Genomic DNA, 23,727 nt, shown 5'->3' on the forward strand with positions numbered 1-23,727 from the left:
ACCCAGCGTCGTCAACCATTGGTTGACGATTGCTACTTCGCGCCTGCCCCGGCGGCCGCGAAGCGCACGATCGTCTCCTTGACCCGCGCCGCGGTGCGCCCGGTCAGCACCATTCGTCCGGGTGCGTCGTCGGCGCGCACGAACTGGATGACGCCGTCATGACGCCCGAGGCTCAGGCACTGGAGGTAGTAGCGGAACTTCAGCTCGCCCGGTTCCCGGCCGCGCAGGCGAGCGGTGATCGCCGCGGCGGCGTAGGAGCCGGTCGGCAGCGCGGTCGCGCAGGCCATCCGCAGCTCACGATCACCGGGACCGGCGACCACAGCGCTGTCGCCGGCGGCGTAGATGTTCGGATGCGAGACCGAACGCAAGGTGGCGTCGGTGCGGATCCGGCCGTGCGCGTCCACCGCGAGACCTGCCCGCGCGGCCAGCTGCGGCACACCGAAACCGGTAGTCCACACGGTGGCACGGGATTGCAGCGAGGTCCCATCGGCCAGCCGCACCGCGTCCGCGCACACCTCGATGACCTTCGCCGCCGCGTGAATCCGGACACCGAGCCCTTCCAGCACCCGGCGGATATGCGTCTGCGCCCGCGGTGACAACCACGCACCCGGTTCCGTTGCGCTGACCAGCTCCACGCGGACGTCACTGCGGGATTCGGCGAGTTCGGCGGCCACTTCGATGCCGGTCGCGCCGGCGCCGACCACGACGATCGGGCCGTCCGCGGGGATGCGGGCCGCCGCTTCCGGCGTCGCCACCGAATAGGCGTATTCGGCCACGCCCGGCACCCCGGCGTCGTCGGCGACGCTGCCGAGCGCGTAGACCAGGGTGTCGTAGCCGAGCGGTTCGCGATCGGCGCATCGCAGCAGCGCGCGCTCGGCGTCGAGCTCGGTCACCCGGGCGTGCACGAAGCCGATACCCTTGGGTTCCAAGAGTTCTCGCAGTTCCCACGCCCGGGTCTGCTGGCCGGCGAAGCGCTGGTGCAGCCGCACGCGCTCGACGAAATGTGTTCGGGCATCGACCACGGTGACGTCGGCGCCGGGCGTCTTCTTCGCGAACCGGCGCGCAGCCGCCAAGCCCGCGTATCCGGCGCCGAGGACAACGATCCGATGCTGTGCGCTCATGGTGGGCTCCTCAGGGAATGGGGACGGTGACACCACTCAGACCGGATGGCCCGCCGATCCCTGACAACTCCACGAGGTGAGGCCGGTCACACCGCTCAGGCGGTGCCGAATCAGCCTGACCCGGAGGGCCTACGTGGTGACGCTCCGCTACCGCCTCCGGCCCTCGACCGGTTCAGGCGGCGGTGCGGCCGAAGTAGGCGAGCTTGCCCGGTGCGACCACCAGTCGCAGCGCCGTCACCACCTCGCCGTCGGAATCGGCGGTACAGACCGCGAGGGGCGCGCCGTCGGCCCAGGCGCAGACCGCGGGCAGCCCGTTCACCTCGACGATCTCGATCGTCACACCCGGCACCACCCAGCCGAAGAGCTTGGTGAGGTACACCGCGACCTTCGACGCACCGACCACCGGCCGCCGGGCCACACCCACCATGCCGTTACCGTCGGCCACCGAGACCACGTCGGCGGCGAGCATCTGCTCCAGTGCGGCGATTTCGCCGTTGCGGGCGGCGGCGAAGAACCGCTCCATCAGCGCACGCGCCTGCTCGGCCGGAATATCGAAGCGCGCCTTGCCATCCCGCACTCGTCGGCCCGCGCGATGGAAGATCTGCTGCGCATTGGTTTCGGTGAGCTCGAGCATTCCGGCGATCTCACGATGCGAATATCCGAAGGCCTCGCGCAGCACGAACACCGCGCGTTCGACCGGAGTGAGCCGTTCCAGCGCGGTGAGCAGCGCCAACGACACCAGCTCGCGTTCCTGCGCCGATTCCAGCGGGCCGAGCTCCCCCGCACCGGTCGGCACCGGCTCGGGCAGCCACGGCCCGACATACCTCTCCCGCCGTGCCCGCGCCGAATCCAGCCAGCTGCGACACAGATTCACCACGACCGTGGTCAACCAGGCCTGCGCCGAACGGATCTCGCCACGATCGGCGGCTTCCCAGCGCAGGTAGGTCTCCTGCACGGCGTCCTCGGCTTCGGCCGCCGAGCCGAGCATCCGGTAGGCCAGCGAGAACAAGCGCGGACGCTCGGCTTCGAAATCAGCCAGCCCCTGTGCGTCCATCCGCCACCTCCCGCGCCGTCAGCGGTGACGATACCCGCGGCCGCTCAGCTCTCGACGCCGTTGTGTTCGCGCTTACCACCCGGACGGCGCAGCCGCAGCCGCGACGAACCGCGCATCGCCGGACGACGGATGGCGGGCCGCCGGATCGCCGGACGCCGCCGCTGTGCCCGCCGCTGCGCCCGCCGTTCGGCCGGCTTGTGCTCCCAGGTCTCCGGCCGGGCCGCGACCCAGCGCTGCGAATACCAGGCGAACGGGATATGCCCCAGGTACAGCACGATCAGCACCAGCAGCAGCACGATCGGATAGGTGACCAGCGCGGCCGCGGCCGCCGCCACCAGCACCAGCAGCCCGGCGGCGGCCTGCGGCGCCACCGACACCGACTTCATCGCCAGGGTCGGGATGGTGCTCACCGCAAGCAGGGCGGCGAACACGACCCACGCCGAGACCATGCCGAAGCCGACCCACCAGCCGTCGCCGAACTGCACATACAGCGCGACCGGGGCCAGGGCGATGAGCGCGGCGGCGGGGGCCGGGACGCCGACGAAATACTCGCGCGCCCAGTCCGGGCGGGTGTCGTCGTCCATCAGCGTGTTGAACCGGGCCAGCCGCAGCACGATGCTCACCGCGAACAGCAGGGCGATGATCCAGCCGGTGCTGTTGTCGCTGAGCAGCCCGATGTAGAGCACGAGAGCGGGTGCGACACCGAAGGAGATGGCGTCGGAGAGCGAATCCAGCTCGGCGCCGATCTTGGTGGTGGCGGCCAGCATCCGCGCGAGCCGCCCGTCGAGGGTGTCCAGGACGGCCGCCGCGCCGATCATGGCGAGCGAGACCCCGAATTCACCGTCGAGCGCGAACTTCACCGCGGACAGTCCGGAACACAGCGCCATGATGGTGACCATGCTCGGCAGCAGCCGGATCGACCGGCGCCGCCGTCCGGCAGTGCCCGGCTCCATCATGACCCTGCGGTCGGCAATACGGCCAGCACGGTCTCGGCACCGATGGTGCGCTGACCGACGTCGACGAGCAGTTCGGTGCCCGCCGGGAAGTAGGTGTCGACCCGGGAACCGAAACGGATCAGGCCGTAGGTGTCGCCGATGGTGAGCACGTCACCGGGCTTGGCATCGCAGACGATGCGGCGAGCCAGCAGGCCCGCGATCTGCACGACCACGATCTGGGCGCCGGACGGGGTGTCGATGACCATGCTGTTGCGCTCGTTCACCGAGCTGGCCTCGGGCAGGTCGGCCGAGCGGAACTGGCCGGCCTGATGCAGCACGGTGCGCACGGTCCCGGAGACGGGCACCCGCTGCACGTGGACATCGAGAACGGACAGGAAGATGCTGACGCGGGGCAGCGGCTGATCACCGAGGCCGAGCTCGGCGGGCGGCACCGCGGTGTCGACCAGCGCGATCTCGCCGTCGGCCGGTGCGACGACGGCGCCGGCCCGGTTGGGCGGCACCCGGTGCGGATGCCGGAAGAACGTGGCGCAGGCCGCGGCCGCCGCCAGCCCGCCGCGGCGCACCCAGCGACGTTTGCCGCCGAGCACCGCGACGGCCAGTGGCGCCGCGACGAACGGCAGACCGGCCGGGTGCAACGGCGGGATCGCATGGCGCACCAGGTCGGCGACGTGGCCGAGGCCGGTGCGTTCGGGCGTGCCGGGCGGGGTGGGACGGCGTGCCACAGGCTCCTCTTTCGTGCTCGGTGCAAGACGAACGCGCCGTTCGAGGCCCGTCACGGCGACGGTCTCGATGCCCGTCGACGGATGAAAGCGGTCGTCGAACAGGTTCGGCGCAAGCGTTCACACCTTACGGGAACCGCGCCCGTGGCACCCGGTGTCAGTGCGCTGAGCGGCGCCCGGTGAACAGTTTCACCAGGTAGAGCAGGATGACCGCACCGGCGAGGCAGGTGAAGAAGCTGAAGAACCAGCCGGCGCTCTCCACATCGACCCCGAACAGTGCCAGGACGAATCCGCCGAGCAGGCCGCCGATCACGCCCACCACGATATTGAGCAGAATGCCCTGTTGAGCATCGGTTTTCATGATTTTGCTGGCGATCCAGCCCGCGAGCCCCCCGATGATGATCCACGCGATGATCCCGATTCCGAGCATGGTGTCCTCGAATCTGTGGTTGGGCACGCCGCCGGTTTGCGGCGTGTGCCTGGGATATACCCGGGTCATTGTGAGAATACGCACTCGCGTGTACCCCGGGTAGCGCTAATATGAGGGAGCCTCATGTCTACGAGTTCGCGTAGTACCAGCTGATTCGTAGCTATCGACCAGTGAGGATCCACATCGATATTCGGGAACACCCCGGCGGCGCCGACGCCGCAGGTACATAGGAGACGCACCATGGCTGCTCGTTTCGCCCAGACCACTGGCGCAGAGCACACGGCGATCCTCGGGCTCGGCGTCTATCGCCCCGCCCGTGTGGTCACGAACGACGAGGTAGCGGGCCCGATCGACTCGAGCGACGAATGGATCCGGACCAGGTCCGGCATTCGCACCCGGCGCTTCGCCGACGATTCCGAAACCATCCAGAGCATGAGCGTCGCGGCCGCGCGCGGGGCGCTGGAATCGGCGGGAGTCGCCGCCGACCAGGTCGATTGCGTCATCGTCGCCACCTCGACCCATCTGCTGCTCACCCCGGCCGCGGCGCCGCAGATCGCCACCGAGCTCGGCATGAACGGTGCGGCCGCCTTCGACATCTCCGCCGGATGCGCCGGCTTCTGCCATGGGCTGGCCCTCGCCTCGGATCTGGTCCGCGCGGGCACATCGAAGAACGTGCTGGTTGTCGGGGTGGAAAAGCTCACGAACACGATCAATCCGACCGACCGCTCCACCGCGTTCCTGTTCGCCGACGGCGCGGGCGCGGTCGTGGTCGGCCCGTCCGAGGAGCAGGGCATCGCCCCCACGGTGTGGGGTTCGGACGGCACCCAGCATCACGCCATCCGCCAGGACAAGGACTGGATGGAGTTCTTCGCCGAGATCGACGAGAAGGGCCTCGACGCCGTCCGGCCGTATCTGGCGATGGAGGGCACGGCGGTGTTCCGCTGGGCGGCGCACTCGCTGGAGAAGGTGTGCCGGGAGGCCATCGACAGGGCAGGCCTGTCCACCGGCGATCTCGACGCGATGATTCCGCATCAGGCGAACGGCCGGATCATCGAGATCATGGCGCGGGTGCTGGAGCTGCCCGAGCATTGCGCGCTCGCGAACGATATCGAGGAGACCGGTAACACCTCGGCCGCCTCGATTCCGCTGGCGATGGAGCAGCTGCTGCGCACCGGGCAGTCCAAGCCGGGCGATACCGCCCTGCTCATCGCCTTCGGCGCGGGCCTGTCCTGGGCCGCGCAGGTGGTATCGCTGCCGAACTGGCAGTCCTGACGGCGCAGGCGAGGCGGGTGCGGACTACGCGCCCGCCTCGACCGCTACCTTGATCTTGGCCAGGGTTTCGTTCATGCCCTTGGTCAGCGCGTCCTCGAAGGCCTGTTCACCGCCGAGCACCCCGTCGATGGCCTTGCGCACGAGCCAGGTGACGCCGTTGGGCACGTCCCGGCGCTCGATCAGGCGGGTACCGGTGGCGCTGGGCTCGAGGGTGTAGCTCCAGACAGTGCGGTTCTCGTTCATCCGGAAGGCGAAGGCCTGGTTGGGCTCGTACCGCACGATGCGCGAGGTGGTCGGCCAGCGCTTGAACCCGTCTTTGTTCAGATTGATCGTCCAGGTGCCGGCCTTCGGCGTGCCCAGCGGGACCATTTTGACGCACTGCGGACTGAACTCCGGCATCCGCTTCAGGTCGGAGACGACCTTCCAGACCTTCTCCGGCGGCGCGGCGATGTCGATGGCGGCTTCGAGATTGTTCGGCAACACTGCCTCCGGTTATGTGCGACTACGAGTGACGCGCATCCTAATCGTAATGATGGCCAGGTCACATTTTCGCATGTCTGCGGGCCCGAATGTAACGAGCGGCGCACAATGGGGATAGACGAGAGAACACAGCCACCAGCGAACCGCCCGCAACAGTGAGGTGATCGGCCGTGAAACTGCGCTCCCTCCTACATCGTCATCCGCCGCAATCGAGGTCGGCGGCATCGAACCTTCCGCAATTGCCGCTGATCGAACCCGACGGTGAATCCACCCCGCGCGTCGAGGAACGTCTCGAAAGACTGCTCACCCCAAGCGAACTCGAACTGGTACTGCGTCACCGCGTGTGAGCGCACGCTCCGCCGCTACGACAGCAGCGCATACTCATGAGGTGAGTTCCCCCGCTGCACCCAAGCCGGCCATTCTCAGCGTCGACGACGACCCGGGAGTCTCCCGGGCCGTCGTGCGCGATCTGCGCCGCCGCTACGGCGCCGACTACCGCATTCTGCGCGCGGAATCGGGCCCGGCGGCCCTAGAGGCGCTGCGTGAATTGAAACTGCGCGACCAGCCGGTTGCGGTGCTGATCGCCGACTACCGCATGCCGGGCATGGACGGCATCGAATTCCTCGAACAGGCCATGGACCTGCACCCGTACGCGCGGCGGGTGCTGCTCACCGCCTACGCCGACACCAATGCCGCGATCGACGCGATCAACGTCATCGATCTCGATCACTATCTGCTCAAGCCGTGGGATCCGCCGGAAGAGAAGCTCTACCCGGTGCTGGACGCCTTGCTGGAGGCATGGCGCGGCAGCGACCAGAAACCGGTGACCGGGACCAAGGTGATCGGCAATCGATGGTCGCCGCGCTCCTCACAGGTGCGCGAATTCCTGGCCCGCAACCAGCTGCCCTACCGCTGGTACCTGGCCGACGAACCCGAGGGAGCGCGGCTGCTCGAGGCCGCCGGCGCCGATCCGCAGCGATGTCCGGTGGTGATCACCGCCGACGGGCGGGCGCTGCTGCAACCCAGCGACAGTGAACTGGCGGGCAGCGTCGGGCTCAGCACCGAACCGGTCGGCGATTTCTACGATCTGATCGTCGTCGGCGGCGGACCGGCCGGACTCGGCGCGGCCGTCTACGGCGCGTCCGAGGGTTTGCGCACGGTGCTGGTGGAACGCACCGCCACCGGCGGGCAGGCCGGGCAGAGTTCCCGGATCGAGAACTACCTCGGCTTCCCGGACGGCCTGTCCGGTGCGCAACTGGCCGACCGCGCGCGACGGCAGGCCGCCAAGTTCGGCGCCGAGGTGATCACCACCCGCGAAGTGGTCGGACTCGAGGTCAACGGGTCGGCGCGCACCGTGCGCTTCGCCGACGGCGGACGGCTGTGCGGGCACACCGTCATCATCGCGACCGGAGTGGACTATCGGCGCCATCCGGCGCCCGGGGTGGACGAATTCACCGGGCGCGGTGTGTATTACGGCTCGGCGATGACCGAAGCGGCCGAATGCGCCGAACACGACGTCTACATCGTCGGCGGTGCGAACTCGGCGGGTCAGGCCGCGATGTTCCTGTCCCGCAACGCGCGCACGGTGCATCTGGTGGTGCGGGCGGATTCGCTGGAGAAGTCCATGTCCTACTACCTGATCCAGCAGATCGCGCAGACGCCCAATATCCGCGTGCACACCCGCACCGAGGTGGTCGGCGTGGACGGCGACGATCACCTGCACACGATCGTCTTGCGCGACAACGAGACCGGGGCCGAGGAGAAGGCCGCCACCGAGCGGCTTTTCCTGTTCATCGGCGCGGCACCGCAGACCGACTGGCTCGACGGCGTGGTGGCGCGCGACGACGACGGCTACGTACTCGCGGGCCCCGATCTGCTGGTCGAAGGCTCGCGCCCGGCCGGCTGGGAACTGCCGAGGCCGCCGCATCACCTCGAGACCAGCGTGCCAGGGGTGTTCGTGGCCGGCGACGTCCACGCCGAATCGGCCAAGCGGGTCGCCTCCGCCGTCGGTGAGGGCGCGATGGCGGTCATGCTCGTCCACCGGTACCTGGCGTAGGAGGCGGCCATGGGCTCCGAAATGATCTGCGACCCCACGGAACTGCGGACGCTGTTCCTGTTCGAGAAACTGAACGACGAGCAGCTGGCGTGGTTGTGCGCCGACGGCCGGATCGAACGCATCGAGCCGGGACCGGTCTATCGCGAAGGTGAACCGGCGACCTGTTTCTACGTGCTGATGGACGGCGAGGTGCGGTTGACCAAGCTGTCGGGCGGCCAGGAGATCGAGATGGTGCGCACCGACCATCGCGGCTCCTACGCCGGGGCGTGGGCGGCCTATCTGGGCGAGCGCGCCGATCAGCACTACGGCGGGTCGATGTACGTCACCCGGCCGTCGCGGTTCTTCGTGCTCGATGCCACCACCTTCGCGCGGATGATGCACGAATGGTTCCCGATGGCGGTGCATCTGCTGGAGGGCGCGTTCTTCGGCCAGCGCAACAACAACGCCCGCATCGCCCAGCGGGAACGCCTGCTTGCGCTCGGCTCGCTGTCGGCCGGGCTGACCCACGAACTGAACAATCCGGCCGCCGCCGCGGTGCGCGCCACCTCCGGCCTGCGCGAGCGCATCGCCGGCATGCGGCACAAGCTCGCCATGATGGCACAGGGCAAGTTCGACACCGCCTCGCTGGAATCACTGGTGCGCTTGCAGGAGGAGGCCGCGGCCCAGGTCGCCAAGGCGCCCGAGCTGACGCCGCTCGAGGCCGCCGACCGCGAGGACGTGCTCGGCGAATGGCTCGACGAGCACGGCATCGCCGACGGCTGGGATCTCGCGCCGAACTTCGTGCAGGCCGGTTTCGACGCCGACTGGCTGGACCGGGTGGCCGCGACGCTCGAGGACTGCACCCCGCAGGTGCTCGAAGGCGCCATCCGCTGGCTGAACTACACCATCGAGACCGAACTGCTGATGAACGAGATCGCCGACTCCACCGCGCGCATCTCCACCCTGGTCGGCGCGGCCAAGCAGTATTCGCAGATGGATCGGGCCCCGTTCCAGGTGGTCGATCTGCACGAACTGCTCGACAGCACGCTGGTGATGCTCAACCGCAAGATCGGCGATTCGATCCAGGTGGTCAAGGATTACGACCGTGCGCTACCGCCGGTGCCCTGCTACGCCGCCGAGCTGAATCAGGTCTGGACCAATCTGATCGACAATGCCGTGTACGCGATGGACGGGGCAGGCACGCTGACCATCCGCACCCGCCACGACAACGACTGCGCCGTCGTCCAGATCAACGACACCGGACCCGGGGTGCCCACCGAGGTCCGCGACCGCATCTTCGAGCCGTTCTTCACCACCAAGCCGGTCGGTGAGGGCACCGGGCTCGGCCTCGACATCTCGTTCCGGATCGTGGTCAACAAACATCACGGCGACATCCGGCTCGAATCCCGCCCGGGTGACACCACATTCACCGTCTGGCTGCCGCTGCACCGGAAAGAGGACGAACCGGCGAATCTGGAATCGACAGGAGATCCGGCATGACCGAGCTACCCGAGGGCATTGATCCGACCGTTCCGCCGAGCGGGCCCGGCTGCGTGGAATGCGAGGCCGCCGCGGGCTGGTGGGTGCATCTGCGCCGCTGCGCGCAGTGCGGACATATCGGCTGCTGCGACAGTTCACCGCAACAACACGCGAGCAAGCATGCCGCGGCGACCGGCCACCCGTTCATCCAGAGCTATGAGCCGGGCGAGGACTGGTACTGGGATTTCCGCACCGAGGAGATGTTCAGCGGCGGGCCGGAGCTGGCGCCGCCGCATCATCATCCAGAGGATCAGGGTGCGCCGGGCCCGCGGGCGCGAGTGCCCGCCGACTGGCAATCGCTGATCCACCGCTGAGCTGCGGCGACGGGAGCGTTCAGCGATCGATAAGGCGGCGGCAAGGCCCATCGCCGACAGTGGGCCACGCACCTGTCCGCGCGCCCGGCGGGCGCTCGATCCTGTGAGGCACCCATGTCGAAGAACCGTCCCTACCCGGTACGCTGCATCGGACGCGCCGGAGGCTCCGGCGCCGCTGATCACCGGGGAACCCACGATATGAAGCGAATTCCTGCGACGATTCTGTCCATCGGCGCCTTGGCGTTGGTCCTGGCCGGCTGCGGTCCGGACGAGTCCACCGAGGCGAGCGGGCTGCGCAAGGGCACAACCGATACCTCGAGCGCATCGACCACCACCTCGGCCCGCGCGACCACCACCTCGGAGTCCAGCGAGACCTCCTCGGCGCCCACCACGACGCGCACCGGGGGCAGCACGTCCGGAACCGCTTCGCAGACCACCTGCGCCGAATTCCGCCAGCTCGACATCGCCGCGGAGAAGGCGCTGATCGAGGCGATCCTGGCCGAACACCCGGAAAGCCCGTTCGCAGGCAGCCCCAACGTCGCCCTCGGCACCGCCAAGCTGGTCTGCCTGTCCGACGAGATGGCGAACACTCCGGTCGCCGAAGCCGCGGGCATCGTCGAACCCTGAGTAGCGCCGTCCGCGACGCCGCAGGCGGCGCGAATCAGATGCAGAATGGTCAGCGATGGCTGATTTGGCTCTTACCGCGCGTCTGAATCCCTCTGCCGCCGATGCCCGCCGCGGCGTCGTGCGGTTGCATGCCGAGGTGCTCACCGCCCTCGGGCTGCGGGAATGGGATGGGATCACGCTGGTCGGTTCCCGGCGCACGGCCGCGGTGGCCGGTCTCGCGCCCGCGGGCACGCCCGCCGGGGTGGCCCTGCTCGACGACGTCACGTTGTCCAATGCCGGCCTGCGGGACAGCGCGACCGTGGTGGTCTCACCCGCGACCGTGCACGGCGGTCGGCGGATCTCGGTGAGCGGCTCGGCGCACGCCACCGGGTCGATTCCGGCGGCGACGCTGCGGCAGGCGCTGCTCGGCAAGATCGTCACCGTCGGCGATACGGTCTCGTTGCTGCCGCGTGATCTCGGCCCGGATCTGCCCGCCTCGGCCGCGAGTCAGGCGCTCTCGCGCACCTTCGGCATCGCCTGGACCACCGAACTGCTCACCGTCACCGCCACCGATCCCTCGCCGGGCCCGGTGAGCGTGCAACCCAATACCGCCGTGGACTGGGGGCCTGGAGCCATCGCACCGGTGGGCGGTAACGGCAGGCCCGCCACCGGCTCTGCCCGGGAGGACTCCTCCGCGAGCATGACCGCCGATCCGACCGGCACCGTCGCCGCCGCCCGCTCCGCCCCGATCCCGGTCGAGGATCTGGTGGGCGCACACACCCAGGCGGCCAAGCTCACCGAATGGCTGACGCTGGCCCTCGATGAGCCCGAACTGCTGAAAACCCTTGGCGCATCCCCACATCTGGGTGTGCTGATCACCGGTCCGGCGGGCGTCGGCAAGGCGACGCTGGCCAGAGCGGTCACCGCACCGCGGCGCATCATCGAACTGGACGGCCCCGCCGTCGGCGCCGCCGAGAGCGGGGCACGGCTGCGTGAGGTGGCGCAGGCGGTGGCCGAGGTGAGTTCCGGGCAGGGCGGCATCCTGCTCATCACCGATATCGATGCGCTGCTGCCCGCGACCGCCGACCCGGTGGCCACGCTGATCCTGGATCAACTGCGCGCGGCCATCGCCGAACCGTGCGTCGCTTTCCTGGCCACCACCGCGCATCCGTCCGCGCTCGATCCCCGGCTGCGCGCCCCCGACCTGTGCGATCGCGAGATCGCGCTGACGCTGCCGACCGCCGCGGTGCGCCGGTCGCTGCTGGAACAACTACTGCGCAAGGTCCCGACGGGTGATCTGAAACTCGACGAGATCGCCGCGAAAACACCCGGTTTCGTGGTGTCGGATCTGGCCGCGCTGTGCCGGGAGGCGGCGCTGCGCGCGGCCTCGCGGGCCAATCGCGATCAGGCCGAACCGCAGCTGTGCCAGCAAGACCTGGTCGGGGCGCTCGAGGTGATCCGGCCGCTGTCGCGTTCCGGGATGGAGGAACTGGCCATCGGCAGCCTCGGCCTCGACGACGTCGGCGATATGGCCGAGACCAAACAGGCCCTCACCGAGACCGTGCTGTGGCCGCTGCGGCATCCGGATTCCTTCGCCCGCCTCGGTATCGAACCGCCGCGCGGGGTGCTGCTCTACGGTCCGCCCGGCTGCGGCAAGACCTACCTGGTCCGTGCGCTCGCCGGGACGGGCCAGCTCAGCGTGCACGCGGTCAAGGGTGCGGAGCTGATGGACAAGTGGGTCGGCTCGTCCGAACGCGCGGTGCGTGAGCTGTTCCAGCGGGCGCGGGATTCGGCGCCGTCGCTGATCTTCCTCGACGAGGTCGACGCGCTGGCGCCGCGCCGCGGGCAGAGCTCGGACTCCGGCGTCGGCGACCGGGTGGTCGCGGCGCTGCTCACCGAGCTCGACGGCGTCGAACCGCTGCGTGAGGTGGTGGTGCTCGGGGCGACGAACCGGCCCGAGCTGATCGATCCCGCGCTGCTGCGGCCCGGCCGCTTGGAGCGGCTGGTGTTCGTTCCGCCGCCGGACGCGCAGGCGCGGCTGGCGATCCTGACGACGGCGGGACGGTCGGTGCCGCTGGCCGCCGACGTCGATCTGGCGGCGCTGGCCGAGGACCTTGACGGGTATTCGGCCGCCGACTGCGCCGCGCTGCTGCGTGAAGCGGCGCTGGCCGCGATGCGCCGCGATGTGGCCGCGGCCGACGTCACCGCCGCCGATCTGGCCGCGGCGCGTTCGGTGGTGCGGCCCTCGCTCGACCCCGACCAGGTCGAATCGTTGCGCCGCTACGCCGACGCCAGGGCGGGCGACCGCTGAGGGCGGTGCCGCACCCGGGTCCGACCGGTTTTCCGGCTCTCCTCACCACGGCCGAAAGATTTGCGGAGGTATAGCCGGTTCGGCCGAATATGGCGGAGCACATAGCCACCTGGACACAAGTCCTACTATCCACCCACGTAGGATGGGAGCGCAGCACCCCGCCGCACCGACCCGACGGAGTGAAGTTTGCTCGGAATTCTGCTCGCCCATGCCCTGGCCGCTCTGGTGGCGCCGCTGTGCGTTCGGGCGATCGGTCGCAATGCGTTCTATCTGCTCGCCCTCGTTCCGCTCGGCAGCCTCGGCTGGGTCGCCGCGAACTGGAACGAGACGGTGCGGTCGCGGGTCAGCTGGGCGCCGAGCATCGAGATGAACATCGATCTGCGCTTCGATTCGCTGGCGGCGGTCATGTGTGCGCTGGTGCTCGGGATCGGGTCGCTGATCCTTTTCTATTGCGGACGCTACTTCGACGACTCCGAACCGAAGCTCGGCATTTTCGCCGCGCAGATGGTCGGCTTCGCCGGCGCCATGTTCGGTCTGGTCACCAGCGACAATATGGTGTTGCTGTTCGTCTTCTGGGAGACCACGACCGTCCTGTCGTTCCTGTTGGTCGGCCACAACTCCGAACAGGCGCAGAGCCGGCGCGCGGCGATCCAGGCGCTGCTGGTGACGGCGGCGGGCGGGCTGGCGATGCTGGTCGGCATCATCATCCTCGGGCAGCGCACCGGCAGTTATCTGCTGTCGGATCTGCTCGCCGCCGAACAGCCGCCAAGTGGTCTCGCGGTGAACGTCGCGGTGATGCTGATCCTGGTCGGGGCGCTCAGCAAGTCGGCCATCGTTCCGCTGCATTTCTGGTTGCCCGGCGCCATGGCCGCGCCCACCCCGGTCAGCGCCTATCTCCATGCCGCCGCCATGGTGAAGGCCGGTGTGTATCTGGTGGCGCGGCTGGCGCCGGTGTTCGCGACCAACCCGGTCTGGCATCCGATCGTGCTGGTGCTCGGCGGCGCCTCGATGCTGCTCGCCGGGGTGCGCGCGTTGCAGGTCAGCGACCTGAAATTGGTGCTGGCGTTCGGCACCGTCAGCCAGCTCGGGTTCCTCATCCTGATGGTCGGCATCGGCACGCCCGATGCCGCGCTGGCCGGGCTCGCGCTGATCGTGGCGCACGCGCTGTTCAAGGCCTGCCTGTTCATGGTGGTCGGCATCGTCGATCACGGGGCGGGCACCCGTGATCTGCGTGCGCTCACCGGCCTCGGGCGACGTGCACCGGTGCTGTACGCGGTGGCGGTGGCGGCCGCGCTGAGCATGGCGGGCATCCCGCTGATGGTCGGGTTCGTGGCCAAGGAGAGCGCCCTCGATGCCACCTTGCACGCCGACATCCTCACTGATCCGGCCCGCATCCTGTTGACCGTGGTGGTGACGCTCGGCTCGATGCTGACGGTCGCCTACAGCGCCCGCTTCCTCTGGGGCGCGTTCGGCGACAAGCCCGGCGTCACCGAACCGGACTGGCATCGCCCCGGCGTCCTGCTGCTCGGCGCGCCGGCCGTACTGGCCGCGGGCAGCCTGGCCGCGGGCCTGGCCGCACCCGGCCTGGACAAGCTGATCAGCCCGTACGCGCACTCGATCCCCGGGGTGCTCGGCACGCATCTGCTGCTGTGGCACGGCTTCACCGACGTCCTCGCGCTGACCATCGTGATCGTCGCGGCGGGCCTGGTGATCTTCACTTTCCGCGGCCGGATCGGGGAATCTCCACGACCGCTGCTCGGCAACGCCGACCGCGCCTACGACGCCACCCTGCGCGGTATGGACAAGCTCTCGCTGCGGATGACGGGCTCGGTGCAGCGCGGTTCGCTGCCGGTCAGCCAGGCGATCATCCTCGGCACGCTGATCATCCTGCCGTCGGTAGTGCTGGCCATGGGCACCCGCACCGGGGTGCAGCTGCGGCTGTGGGATTCACCGTTGCAGCTGGCCATCGGCGCGATCATGGTGGCGATGGCGCTCGGCGCGACGGTGCTGCGCAACAGGCTGGCCAGCGTGCTGGTCGTCGGCGTCACCGGCTACGGGTGCGGGGTGATCTTCGCGCTGCACGGCGCGCCCGATCTCGCGCTCACCCAGTTCCTGGTGGAAACGCTGACCCTGGTGGTGTTCGTGCTGGTGCTGCGCGCCTTCCCGGCCGAGATCTCCGGCTCGCGCACCGCCGGATTCAACGTCCGGCGGGCGGTGCTCGCGGCCTGCGTCGGCGCCACCGTCACCGTGCTCGGCGCGTTCGCCGTCGCGGCCCGCAGCGCCGAACCGATCTGGCATCGCATTCCCGGCGCGGCCTACGAATTCGGCGGCGGCAAGAACGCGGTGAACGTGCTGCTGGTCGACATCCGCGCCTGGGACACCCTCGGCGAGATCTCGGTGCTGGTCGTGGCGGCCACCGGTGTGGCCTCGCTGGTCTTCCGCAGCAGGCGTTTCGGCAGTGCGCCGCGCGCGGTGGACGCGCCCAACTACCGGCCGGGGCTGGTGAGCTGGCTGCCCGCGGGCCGGCTGGTCGACCGCCGCGAGCGCTCGATGGTCATGCAGATCACCACCCGCCTGGTCTTCCCGACCATGATGGTGCTGTCGGTCTACTTCATCTTCTCCGGCCACAATGCCCCCGGCGGCGGGTTCGCCGGCGGTCTCACCGCCGGACTCGCACTGGTGCTGCGGTACCTGGCCGGTGGACCCTACGAACTCGGTGAGGCGCTGCCGGTGGAAGCGGGGCATCTGCTCGGTGCCGGGCTGGCGCTGGCGGCGGGCACCGCGACCACCTCGCTGATCTTCGGCGCACCACCGTTGTCGTCGGCGATTCTGGAGGTCACACTGCCGCTGCTCGGCCACGTCAAGCTGGTGACCTCGCTGTTCTTCGATCTCGGCGTGTATCTCATCGTGGTCGGACTGGTGCTCGACGTGCTGCGCAGCCTCGGCGCGCGGCTGGACCGCGAGCTGTCCGAATCGCCGGAACCGGCCGAGGTGCGGGAGGCGACCGCATGACCGGGTCAGCGCCCGGAGGAGGCAGCTTGGGTAACCACGGAGGGCGCCCCGGGCATGCGCAGGAGGGCACCGCATGACCGGGTCAGCGCCCGGAGGAGGCAGCTTGCGTAACCACGGAGGGCGCCCCGGGCATGCGCAGGAGGGCACAGCGTGAGTGTGAACCTGACGCTGCTGATCGTCGTCGGCGTGCTGGTGGCCTGCGGGGTGTATCTGATCCTCGAGCGGGCGGTGTCGAAGATGCTGCTCGGCATGATCCTGTTCGGCAATGCGGTGAACCTGCTGGTGCTCACCATGGCGGGCGGGGACGGGAAACCGCCGATCAGCGGCGCCACCGATGACGCCCATGAGGAGATGGCCGACCCGCTGGCCCAGGCCATGGTGCTGACGGCGATCGTGATCACCATGGGCCTTGCCGCCTTCGTGCTCGCCCTCGCCTACCGCTCCTACACCCTGACCACCACCGATGATGTCGAGAACGACCCGGAGGATGTCGGGATCGCGGCCACGCGCGAGCAGGAGGATCCCGAGGAATGATGCTGTCGTCCGACCTGCTGCCGGTGCTGACGCCGCTGCCGGTGCTGATCCCGATGCTCGCAGCCGCGACGACGCTGGTGTTCGGCCGGCGTCCGCGCACCCAGCGCCTGGTCGCGCTGATCGCGCTGTCGGCGGCGGTGGTGGTCTGCGGCCTGCTGCTGTTCCTGGCCGACCGGGACGGCACCACCGCCTTGCAGGTCGGCGCCTGGGAGACGCCGATCGGCATCACCCTGGTGGTGGACCGGCTCGCGGCCGCCATGGAGCTGGTGTCGTCGATCGTGTTGCTCGCGGTCGCCATCTACGGCGCGGGCCAGAACATTCGCGATGCCGATTCCGAGCAACCCACCTCGATCTTCTGGCCCACGTATCTGGTGCTGAGCGCCGGCGTGTCGATGACGTTCCTGGCAGGCGATCTGTTCAACCTGTTCGTCGGTTTCGAGATCCTGCTGGTCGCCTCGTTCGTGCTGCTCACCCTCGGCGCCACCGAGGAACGCATCCGTGCGGGCGTGTCCTATGTGATGGTCTCGATGCTGTCGTCGCTGATCTTCCTGACCGGCATCGCCTTGACCTACGGCGCCACCGGCACGTTGAACATGGCCCAGCTGGCGCTGCGGATGGACGAGGTGCCGGTCGGCATCCGCAATGCGGTGTACGCGGTGCTGCTGGTGGCCTTCGGCATCAAGGCGGCGGTGTTCCCGCTGTCGAGCTGGTTGCCCGACTCCTATCCGACCGCGCCCGCGCCGGTGACCGCGGTCTTCGCCGGCCTGCTCACCAAGGTCGGCGTGTACTCGATCATCCGCACCTACACGCTGATCTTCCCCGACGGCGGCTTCGACAATGTGCTGCTCATCGCGGGCCTGCTGACCATGCTCGTCGGCATTCTCGGTGCGATCGCGCAGAGCGATATCCGACGACTGCTGTCGTTCACGCTGGTCAGCCACATCGGCTACATGGTCTTCGGGGTCGGCTTGGCCAGCCGGATGGGCCTGTCGGGCGCGGTGTACTACATCGCCCACCACATTCTGGTGCAGACGGCGTTGTTCCTGGTGGTCGGCCTGATCGAACGGCAGGCAGGCTCGGCGTCGCTGCGCAGGCTCGGCGGGCTGGCCGCGGCGAGTCCGCTGCTGGCGATCTTGTTCCTGGTCCCCGCGCTGAATCTCGGTGGGATTCCGCCGTTCTCCGGCTTCGTCGGCAAGGTCGCCCTGCTCCAGGCGGGCGCGCAGAACGGCAGCGTGCTGGCCTGGACGCTGGTCGCCGGTTCGGTGGTCACCAGCCTGCTCACCCTGTATGTGGTGGCGCGGGTGTGGAGCAAGGCGTTCTGGCGGCCGCGCGCCGAGGCCACCGAAGGCCATCTGGCCGCCGCCACGCTGCCGACCCTGGTGGAGGATTCCACCGACATGCTCTACGACGAGCGCGCCGATCCCGGCCGGATGCCCGCCCTGATGGTGACCTCGACCGCCGCCCTGGTCGGGGTGGGGATCGCGCTCACGGTCTGGGCCGGGCCGATCCTGAACATCGCCGACCGGGCCGCCGACGACCTACGCGACCGCGGCGTCTACATCACCGCCGTGCTCGGATCGGAGCCGCGATGAGCCGGGAAACCGTGATCCGGATCGCCGTCCTGTGCTGGCTGGCCGCCGTGTGGGTGGCGCTGTGGGGCCGGCTCAGCGTGGCCAATGTGCTGGCCGGGCTGGCGGTCGGCGCGCTGATCATGGTGACGCTGCCGCTGCCGCGGGTACCCGTCACCGGCTGGGTGCGCCCGGTACCGCTGATCCAGCTGATCGCGGTGAGCATCTATTACGCACTCGAATCGAGTGTGCAAGTGGCCTGGTTCGCGGTGCGGCCGGCGCCGCCGCCGATCTCGGGCGTGCTGCGGGTGTACTTCAGCTTCAAATCGGATCTGGTGCTCGTGCTGTGTACCAATCTGCTCAATCTCATTCCCGGCACCATGGTGCTGGAACTCGATCGCGAACGCTGCGTGGTGTACGTGCACGTTATGGATGTGGGCAGCGATAAGGCGGTGGACAAGTTCTACAGCACCACCCGCCGGTTGGAGCGGCTGCTGATCGCCAGCTTCCAGCGTCCGGCGGCCCGTTCGGTACCGGAGGTGAGCGCATGATCGTCGTCGCCGTGACGGCCGCGATCCTGTTGGTGGCGGCCGCGGTGATCACCGCCTACCGCACCCTGGCCGGGCCGAGCACCCTTGACCGGGTGGTCGGCATCGACTCGCTGGTGGCGATGGCCATCTGCGGGCTCGCGGTGTGGGCCGCCTACAGCCGCGACACCACCGTGGTGCCCGCCATCGTGGCGCTGGCGCTGGTCGGGTTCCTCGGCTCGGCCGCCGTCTCCCGATTCCGCGTGCGGGACGACCGATGATCGCCATCCTGGACTGGATCTCCGGCATCCTGATCGTGCTCGGCGCGGGCCTGGCCTTCACCGCGGCCATCGGCATCGTCCGGTTCCCCGACACCCTGATGCGCATGCACGCGGCCACCAAACCGCAGGTCATCGGCCTGAACCTGGTGCTGGCCGGCACCATCATCCGGGTCTACGACAGCCCGGACGCCTGGATGCTCGTGCTCGTCGGACTGTTCACCCTGCTCACCGCACCGGTGATCGCGCATCTGATCGGCCGCACGGCCTACCGCGAGCAACGGCACCGCGACGGGTTGCTCGCCGTCAACGAACTGGGCAACGAGTTGGACCAGCGGCCGGGGAACTGAGCGGCGGGCCGGCTACTCGGCTCATCGCGCTCCGCGCCGTCGAACAGCGCTCGACCGGGTGGGAACGAACCCGTGCCGCGCCTACTCGGCCGAGGCTCCGACCGATTCCAGGTCCTCGGCCCGCGCCTTCTGCCGACGGGCGAACCACGTCCCGTGGAACGCCGCCGCCACCGCCGCCAGCAGCGCCAGCACGATGGTGCCCGCGAGCACCGGATACTCCGCCATCGGCACGGCCAGGTAGCGGTAGGAGATCAGCAGCGCGGCCAGCACGAGCGCACCGCCTGCGACCAGCCGGATGCGGAACCAACCCCACCCCCGCTCGGGCTCGCGCAGCGCCGACTCCACGGTCAGGCACAGCACCGCGCCCGCCACCAGGTCGACGCCGTAGTGGTAGCCGAAGCCGAGCGTCGCGGCCAGCGTGCACAGCAGCCAGAACATGCCGCCCCAGCGCAGCCAGCGCGGGGCCAGGCTGCCGTCGGCAGCCCGACGGGTGTGCAGGAACACCGCGAGCGCCCATGCGGTGTGCATCGACGGCATGCAGTTGCGCGGGGTCACCGAGTCGAAATCCAGCGCCGAGGGATTGCGGTCGATCGGCGGCACCACCTGCGGCCAATAGTTGCCGAGCTGGAATCCGGCGCCGTCGGCGCCGAAGGCGAACATCGGGCCCACCACCGGGAACAGCACATAGATCAGCGGGCCGACCAGGCCGAGCACCAAGAACGTCCGCACCAGGTAGTGGCCGGGCCAGCGTCCGGTCGACACCACCCCGCGCAGCTGCCACACCGCCACCACGATCGCCGCGGCGGGCAGTTCGATGTACACCCAGTGCAGCACCGCCTCGACCGAGGGGCCGAGGGTCTCCAGCACCCGCCCCATCACCCAGGACGGGTCGCCGAGCGCGTGATCGGCGAGCATCACGTATTCGTCGAGCACCTGCGGCTGGGTGAGGATCGTGACGTGCAGCCAGACGTCACCGACCTTGGTGGCCAGGATCAGCAGCGCGCCGAGGGCCGCCGCGTGCAGGGCATTGCGCCGTTCGACGCCGTCCCAGCGCACCAGGGCCAGCACCGCGATCGCGGTCAGCACGATCACCGGGCCATTGCCCACCGTGAACGGCTCACCGGCCAGCATGCGCGCACCCGCACAGACGACGTCGATGCCGACCGCCGCGCCCAGCGCGATGATCCGCCGCCGCGCCGGCAACCCGACCAGCGCCAGCACCAGGCCGGCCCACGGCACCGTCATCGACTTCGGCGTGCCCGCGTAATCACGCCACAGACTCTCCAGCGGACCTTCGAACCCCTGCGTGGACGCCACCACCTGGAGGGCGATCAACAAGACGGGCACGGCGGCGATCGCGGTGCCGAGTGCGAGGACCCGAATCCGAGTACGCGGCATGGACAATCGGGCCGCGGCGCCAACTCTGGAGTTCGGATCTTCGACTAGCACATCGACCATGTTAAACGGCAGGTGAACGTCATCCCCCTGGCCGAGGGAACGTCAGGCGACCACGGCCCGCGCCGTTACTGGTCGAGTTCCTTGACCAGCGCGTCGACCACCGCGACAAGATCGCCCTGCGCGGCCGCCGCCACCTTGCGCTGACGCTGGTAGGAGGCGCCACGGACGGGGATTTCGGCCACCGAGGCGAGCTCGTCGGCACAGCCGAGCAGTTTGGCCGTCGGCTCCAAACGGTTCAATAGCTCATCGAGGTCATCTGTGACGAGTCGCTCATTACTGTCGGCATCCACGATGACGATGGCGTCGAGCCCGTAGCGCGCGGCCCGCCATTTGTTCTCCTGCACATGCCACGGCGGCAGGGTCGGCAGTTGTTCGCCGTTGTCCACCCGCCGGTCCAGGTCGACGATGAGGCAGTGGATGAACGCCGCCATCGCGGCCAGCTCTGCACGGGTGGAGATGCCATCGCAGACGCGCACCTCGATGGTGCCCCATTTGGGTGCAGGCCGGATATCCCAGTGCATGCCGCCGAGCTGTTCGAACACACCGGTTTTGAACTGGTCGTGCACGAAATACTCGAACTGGGTCCAGTTCTCGAACTGGAACGGCAGCCCCGCGGTGGGCAGCTGCTGGAACATGAGGGCGCGATTGCTGGCATAGCCGGTGTCGGATCCCGACCACATCGGCGAGGACGCCGACAGCGCGAGCAGATGCGGATACGACAGCAGCAGCGAGTTCAGGATCGGAAAGACCTTGTCCTGGTGCGACACTCCGACGTGCACATGCACGCCCCAGATGAGCATCTGCCTGCCCCACCATTGGGTGCGCTCGATCAGCTCGTCGTAGTGCGGTGAGCGGGTGAGCTGCTGGGCCGACCACTGCGCGAACGGATGGGTGCCGGCGCAGAACAGGTCGACGCCGAGCGGATCCGCGGCACGGCGCACCGTGTTCATGGTCGCGCTCAGGTCGTCCATCGCCTCGCCGACGCTGTTGTGCACGCCGGTGACGAGTTCGACGGTGTTGCGCAGCAGCTCCTTGGTGACCTGCGGGGTGCCGTCGTGGGCGCGCAGATCACCGACCGAATCGAAGACCGCCGCAGCGGTATTGGACAGATCGCGCGTCACCTTGTCGACGAGCGCGATCTCCCATTCGACGCCGATGGTCGGGCGGGGCGAACCGTGGAAGACAACCCTCTCGATCCCAGCCCCACCCATGCCGGCACGCTCCTACTGGATCACGCCGCAGGCGACCCGGCCGCCCGCGTCGCCGGTCGCGAGGGTCGCCTGATCCGGGCCGGTCCCGCCGGGATGGCTGTAGCGGCTGGGGATATTGGCGAAGTTGTCCGAATCGGCGTGGATGATCAGCGCCTTACCGCGGATATCGGACATGCTCACCTTGTCGGTGGTGGTGACCAGGGTGGCGTTGCCGTCCTCACGCACCTGCAGCGAGGTCAGGTCGCCGCTGGCCGGATGCGCGTTGGCGGCGCCGACCTGCAGGTGGCCACCGGCGGAGAGGAAGTCGCCCGCCGAACCACCGGTGGGTGCCACCGAATTGGGCTCACACTTGCCGACCTGGTGGATGTGCAGGCCGTGGAAACCGGGGCGCAGGCCGTGCGCCTCGATGCTGATCTTCAGGAAGCTGCCCGCCTCGGCGATGTCGGCGGTGCCGACGGTGGTGCCCGCGGCGTCCTTCAGCTCGACCTTGGTACCGCCGGCGGCCGGGGTTTCACCGTGCCCGCCGGCGCCGGTGCTGCCGTGGCCACCGCCGTGACCGCTCTCGGCACCGGCCGGAGCGGGTGAACTCGTCCACACCGGCGGGGTGGTTCCCTGGACGTCACTCGATTCCTGGCTGTTCGTGCAGGCGGTGAGGCCGAAGACGGCGATCGCCAGCACCGGGGTCACGGTCCGCCAGGACGGGCGACGAGTTGTGGACGGTGCCATCGGGGAACTCCTTTACGAGTACCGAGTTTACGAGTAAAGCTGGGTGGACACGTTGTTTTATCGGTCAAGATGATGCCACGCCCGCCGTGTCGCTCGATCCTCGGGCCGTGTCGGACTCTTGATCAGTTACCCGTCACCACGACGACCACGCCGGCGGAACCGCCGCCCAATCCAGGAATCATCGGTGCCACACCGGCGCCCAGAATCGCCGCGACGGCGTCGGCTGCCGCCTTGTCGCCGGCGGCGTTGCCGTAATAGACGGTGGTCGCGGGGATCGTGGAGCCCGCGTAGTTGCCGGCGGACGCGTTGGTCCAGCCGTTGGCCTTCAGCTGGTTCACCGTCCGGGAGGCCAATCCGGCGACCAGACTGTTGTTGAGCACCCGGATCGGCGTCGACTGATCCAGCACCGGGGTGGTGGAGGTGGTGGTGGTCGGGGCCGCCGTCGTCGTGGTCGGTTTCGCGGTGGTGGTGCGCGCGGAGGTGGCCTGCGGAGCCACCGCGACCGAGGTGGTCGTTGCCGGCGCGCTGGTCTCGGCGGCCGTCTCGGTCTCGGAGTCCGCGCTCGACAACGACATCGCGCCCAGACCGGCGAAGACGATGGCCAGTGCGATCAGCACCATCGCCAGCGCTCGCAGCGGGATCCCGCCGGAAGTGGGTTTCGGGTAACTCACCTGTTCGAGCCTAGTCCGTCACACCTGGAATCCGAGCTTGCGCGCGTCACGAGCTTTGCGCCTGCTGGCCCGAAGCCTGCGCAGCCGTTTGACCAGCATCGGGTCGGCGGCCAGCGCCTCCGGGCGGTCCACGAGCGCGTTGAGCACCTGGTAGTACCGGGTGGGCGACATCGAGAACAGCTCGCGGATGGCTTCTTCCTTGGCACCCGCGTATTTCCACCATTGGCGTTCGAAGGCCAGGATGTCGTGTTCGCGACGGCTCAGGCCGTCGTCATCGGCCTGCTGAGTGGCCGTGACCTCGTCGCTCGTAGAAGGGCTGTCCTGGATTGCGGAAAGGTCCCGCGCTGCTGCGCCGTCCATCTTGCTCCCTCGCCGAGTCACCGTCGGACGAAATGATGCTTGTACGTCGCCGATCATTCAACCATGGGGATAGCCGATCGTGCGGTCTGTCCGACGGCGTGTCCGGTACCAGCGGTTACGCGTCGCGACGGCGGGCCGCGCGCGTTTCCCGGCTTCCGAACGGACCCGCCGAGGGGCGGCGCGCACCGCGCGAGG

Annotated in this window: 23 protein-coding genes; 12 read left to right on the forward strand and 11 right to left on the reverse strand. The window is 69.0% G+C overall.

The annotated features are described in order from the left end of the window. Positions 1–32: 32 nt before the first annotated feature. From GV790_RS03705 to GV790_RS03725, 5 genes are all read right to left on the reverse strand, one after another. The gene (locus GV790_RS03705) at positions 33–1,121 is read right to left on the reverse strand and encodes an NAD(P)/FAD-dependent oxidoreductase (RefSeq protein WP_163810434.1); all 1,089 of its coding nucleotides are present in this window, start codon (positions 1,119–1,121) and stop codon (positions 33–35) included. 172 nt (positions 1,122–1,293) lie between these two features. After that, positions 1,294–2,175 (reverse strand): RNA polymerase sigma-70 factor, encoded by an 882-nt coding sequence (locus GV790_RS03710; RefSeq protein ID WP_163810436.1) that lies wholly within the window; start codon positions 2,173–2,175, stop codon positions 1,294–1,296. Positions 2,176–2,219: 44 nt separating this feature from the next. Further along, on the reverse strand, positions 2,220–3,131 hold the full coding sequence (locus tag GV790_RS03715) for a CDP-alcohol phosphatidyltransferase family protein (RefSeq protein ID WP_163810438.1): 912 nt from the start codon (positions 3,129–3,131) through the stop codon (positions 2,220–2,222). Then, positions 3,128–3,853, reverse strand: a complete 726-nt coding sequence (locus GV790_RS03720; protein WP_163810440.1) for a phosphatidylserine decarboxylase — start codon at positions 3,851–3,853, stop codon at positions 3,128–3,130. The genes GV790_RS03715 and GV790_RS03720 overlap by 4 nt, the downstream gene beginning before the upstream one ends. 154 nt (positions 3,854–4,007) lie before the next feature. Continuing rightward, entirely contained in the window at positions 4,008–4,280 is a 273-nt protein-coding gene (locus GV790_RS03725; RefSeq protein ID WP_163810572.1) for a GlsB/YeaQ/YmgE family stress response membrane protein, read from the reverse strand. 240 nt (positions 4,281–4,520) lie between these two features. On the opposite strand from GV790_RS03725, the gene GV790_RS03730 reads away from it, so the two are divergent. Further along, positions 4,521–5,552 (forward strand): beta-ketoacyl-ACP synthase III, encoded by a 1,032-nt coding sequence (locus GV790_RS03730; protein ID WP_163810442.1) that lies wholly within the window; start codon positions 4,521–4,523, stop codon positions 5,550–5,552. A 24-nt stretch (positions 5,553–5,576) separates the two neighbouring features. Here GV790_RS03730 and GV790_RS03735 read toward each other — a convergent pair whose 3' ends face one another. Beyond that, positions 5,577–6,032 carry an SRPBCC family protein gene (locus tag GV790_RS03735; RefSeq protein ID WP_163810445.1) on the reverse strand — a complete coding sequence of 152 codons (456 nt, stop codon included), beginning with the start codon at positions 6,030–6,032 and terminating at the stop codon, positions 5,577–5,579. Positions 6,033–6,420: 388 nt separating this feature from the next. Here GV790_RS03735 and GV790_RS03740 point away from each other — a divergent pair, with 388 nt between their 5' ends. The 11 genes from GV790_RS03740 to mnhG all read left to right on the forward strand — a co-directional run bounded on the left by GV790_RS03740 (position 6,421) and on the right by mnhG (position 19,106). After that, positions 6,421–8,088 carry an FAD-dependent oxidoreductase gene (locus GV790_RS03740; RefSeq protein WP_163810447.1) on the forward strand — a complete coding sequence of 556 codons (1,668 nt, stop codon included), beginning with the start codon at positions 6,421–6,423 and terminating at the stop codon, positions 8,086–8,088. A gap of 9 nt (positions 8,089–8,097) precedes the next feature. After that, on the forward strand, positions 8,098–9,567 hold the full coding sequence (locus GV790_RS03745; RefSeq protein ID WP_163810449.1) for an ATP-binding protein: 1,470 nt from the start codon (positions 8,098–8,100) through the stop codon (positions 9,565–9,567). After that, positions 9,564–9,920, forward strand: coding sequence for a UBP-type zinc finger domain-containing protein (locus tag GV790_RS03750; RefSeq protein WP_163810451.1), 357 nt, complete (start codon positions 9,564–9,566; stop codon positions 9,918–9,920). The genes GV790_RS03745 and GV790_RS03750 overlap by 4 nt, the downstream gene beginning before the upstream one ends. 198 nt (positions 9,921–10,118) lie before the next feature. Then, positions 10,119–10,547, forward strand: coding sequence for a hypothetical protein (locus tag GV790_RS03755; RefSeq protein WP_228806443.1), 429 nt, complete (start codon positions 10,119–10,121; stop codon positions 10,545–10,547). A 55-nt stretch (positions 10,548–10,602) separates the two neighbouring features. Continuing rightward, positions 10,603–12,837, forward strand: coding sequence for an AAA family ATPase (locus GV790_RS03760; protein WP_163810453.1), 2,235 nt, complete (start codon positions 10,603–10,605; stop codon positions 12,835–12,837). A 186-nt stretch (positions 12,838–13,023) separates the two neighbouring features. Then, positions 13,024–15,849, forward strand: coding sequence for a Na+/H+ antiporter subunit A (locus GV790_RS03765; protein ID WP_163810455.1), 2,826 nt, complete (start codon positions 13,024–13,026; stop codon positions 15,847–15,849). Positions 15,850–15,999: 150 nt separating this feature from the next. After that, the gene (locus tag GV790_RS03770; protein WP_163810457.1) at positions 16,000–16,383 is read left to right on the forward strand and encodes a Na(+)/H(+) antiporter subunit C; all 384 of its coding nucleotides are present in this window, start codon (positions 16,000–16,002) and stop codon (positions 16,381–16,383) included. Beyond that, entirely contained in the window at positions 16,380–17,975 is a 1,596-nt protein-coding gene (locus tag GV790_RS03775; RefSeq protein WP_163810459.1) for a Na+/H+ antiporter subunit D, read from the forward strand. Before GV790_RS03770 ends, GV790_RS03775 begins: the two co-directional genes overlap by 4 nt. Further along, entirely contained in the window at positions 17,972–18,502 is a 531-nt protein-coding gene (locus GV790_RS03780) for a Na+/H+ antiporter subunit E (RefSeq protein ID WP_163810461.1), read from the forward strand. The genes GV790_RS03775 and GV790_RS03780 overlap by 4 nt, the downstream gene beginning before the upstream one ends. Then, positions 18,499–18,759 (forward strand): monovalent cation/H+ antiporter complex subunit F, encoded by a 261-nt coding sequence (locus tag GV790_RS03785; RefSeq protein WP_036540808.1) that lies wholly within the window; start codon positions 18,499–18,501, stop codon positions 18,757–18,759. Before GV790_RS03780 ends, GV790_RS03785 begins: the two co-directional genes overlap by 4 nt. After that, positions 18,756–19,106 carry a monovalent cation/H(+) antiporter subunit G gene (gene mnhG, locus GV790_RS03790; RefSeq protein ID WP_163810463.1) on the forward strand — a complete coding sequence of 117 codons (351 nt, stop codon included), beginning with the start codon at positions 18,756–18,758 and terminating at the stop codon, positions 19,104–19,106. The genes GV790_RS03785 and mnhG overlap by 4 nt, the downstream gene beginning before the upstream one ends. An 81-nt stretch (positions 19,107–19,187) precedes the next feature. Here the strand turns inward: mnhG and GV790_RS03795 are convergent, their stop codons facing one another. From GV790_RS03795 to GV790_RS03815, 5 genes are all read right to left on the reverse strand, one after another. Continuing rightward, positions 19,188–20,504, reverse strand: a complete 1,317-nt coding sequence (locus GV790_RS03795) for a phosphatase PAP2 family protein (protein WP_163810576.1) — start codon at positions 20,502–20,504, stop codon at positions 19,188–19,190. 125 nt (positions 20,505–20,629) lie between these two features. Then, positions 20,630–21,775 carry a glutamate--cysteine ligase gene (locus GV790_RS03800; protein ID WP_104360719.1) on the reverse strand — a complete coding sequence of 382 codons (1,146 nt, stop codon included), beginning with the start codon at positions 21,773–21,775 and terminating at the stop codon, positions 20,630–20,632. A gap of 12 nt (positions 21,776–21,787) precedes the next feature. Beyond that, positions 21,788–22,501: a superoxide dismutase[Cu-Zn] gene (sodC, locus tag GV790_RS03805; RefSeq protein WP_163810465.1), complete on the reverse strand. Its 714-nt coding sequence runs from the start codon at positions 22,499–22,501 to the stop codon at positions 21,788–21,790. A 122-nt stretch (positions 22,502–22,623) separates the two neighbouring features. Further along, positions 22,624–23,172 carry a LytR C-terminal domain-containing protein gene (locus tag GV790_RS03810; protein ID WP_175585792.1) on the reverse strand — a complete coding sequence of 183 codons (549 nt, stop codon included), beginning with the start codon at positions 23,170–23,172 and terminating at the stop codon, positions 22,624–22,626. Between the two features lie 18 nt (positions 23,173–23,190). Then, entirely contained in the window at positions 23,191–23,532 is a 342-nt protein-coding gene (locus GV790_RS03815) for a DUF3263 domain-containing protein (RefSeq protein WP_163810467.1), read from the reverse strand. Between the last annotated feature and the right edge of the window lie 195 nt (positions 23,533–23,727).

Source organism: Nocardia cyriacigeorgica (assembly GCF_010858045.1).
GTDB classification, from domain to species: domain Bacteria; phylum Actinomycetota; class Actinomycetes; order Mycobacteriales; family Mycobacteriaceae; genus Nocardia; species Nocardia cyriacigeorgica_E.

Coding starts and splice junctions, on each gene's coding strand:
- GV790_RS03705 (WP_163810434.1), bottom strand. CDS start 1,121: ATGAGCGCACAGCATCGGATCGTTGTCCTCGGCGCCGGATACGCGGGC.
- GV790_RS03710 (WP_163810436.1), bottom strand. CDS start 2,175: ATGGACGCACAGGGGCTGGCTGATTTCGAAGCCGAGCGTCCGCGCTTG.
- GV790_RS03715 (WP_163810438.1), bottom strand. CDS start 3,131: ATGATGGAGCCGGGCACTGCCGGACGGCGGCGCCGGTCGATCCGGCTG.
- GV790_RS03725 (WP_163810572.1), bottom strand. CDS start 4,280: ATGCTCGGAATCGGGATCATCGCGTGGATCATCATCGGGGGGCTCGCG.
- GV790_RS03730 (WP_163810442.1), top strand. CDS start 4,521: ATGGCTGCTCGTTTCGCCCAGACCACTGGCGCAGAGCACACGGCGATC.
- GV790_RS03745 (WP_163810449.1), top strand. CDS start 8,098: ATGGGCTCCGAAATGATCTGCGACCCCACGGAACTGCGGACGCTGTTC.
- GV790_RS03750 (WP_163810451.1), top strand. CDS start 9,564: ATGACCGAGCTACCCGAGGGCATTGATCCGACCGTTCCGCCGAGCGGG.
- GV790_RS03755 (WP_228806443.1), top strand. CDS start 10,119: ATGAAGCGAATTCCTGCGACGATTCTGTCCATCGGCGCCTTGGCGTTG.
- GV790_RS03760 (WP_163810453.1), top strand. CDS start 10,603: ATGGCTGATTTGGCTCTTACCGCGCGTCTGAATCCCTCTGCCGCCGAT.
- GV790_RS03775 (WP_163810459.1), top strand. CDS start 16,380: ATGATGCTGTCGTCCGACCTGCTGCCGGTGCTGACGCCGCTGCCGGTG.
- GV790_RS03780 (WP_163810461.1), top strand. CDS start 17,972: ATGAGCCGGGAAACCGTGATCCGGATCGCCGTCCTGTGCTGGCTGGCC.
- GV790_RS03785 (WP_036540808.1), top strand. CDS start 18,499: ATGATCGTCGTCGCCGTGACGGCCGCGATCCTGTTGGTGGCGGCCGCG.
- mnhG (WP_163810463.1), top strand. CDS start 18,756: ATGATCGCCATCCTGGACTGGATCTCCGGCATCCTGATCGTGCTCGGC.
- GV790_RS03795 (WP_163810576.1), bottom strand. CDS start 20,504: ATGCCGCGTACTCGGATTCGGGTCCTCGCACTCGGCACCGCGATCGCC.
- GV790_RS03800 (WP_104360719.1), bottom strand. CDS start 21,775: ATGGGTGGGGCTGGGATCGAGAGGGTTGTCTTCCACGGTTCGCCCCGC.
- sodC (WP_163810465.1), bottom strand. CDS start 22,501: ATGGCACCGTCCACAACTCGTCGCCCGTCCTGGCGGACCGTGACCCCG.
- GV790_RS03815 (WP_163810467.1), bottom strand. CDS start 23,532: ATGGACGGCGCAGCAGCGCGGGACCTTTCCGCAATCCAGGACAGCCCT.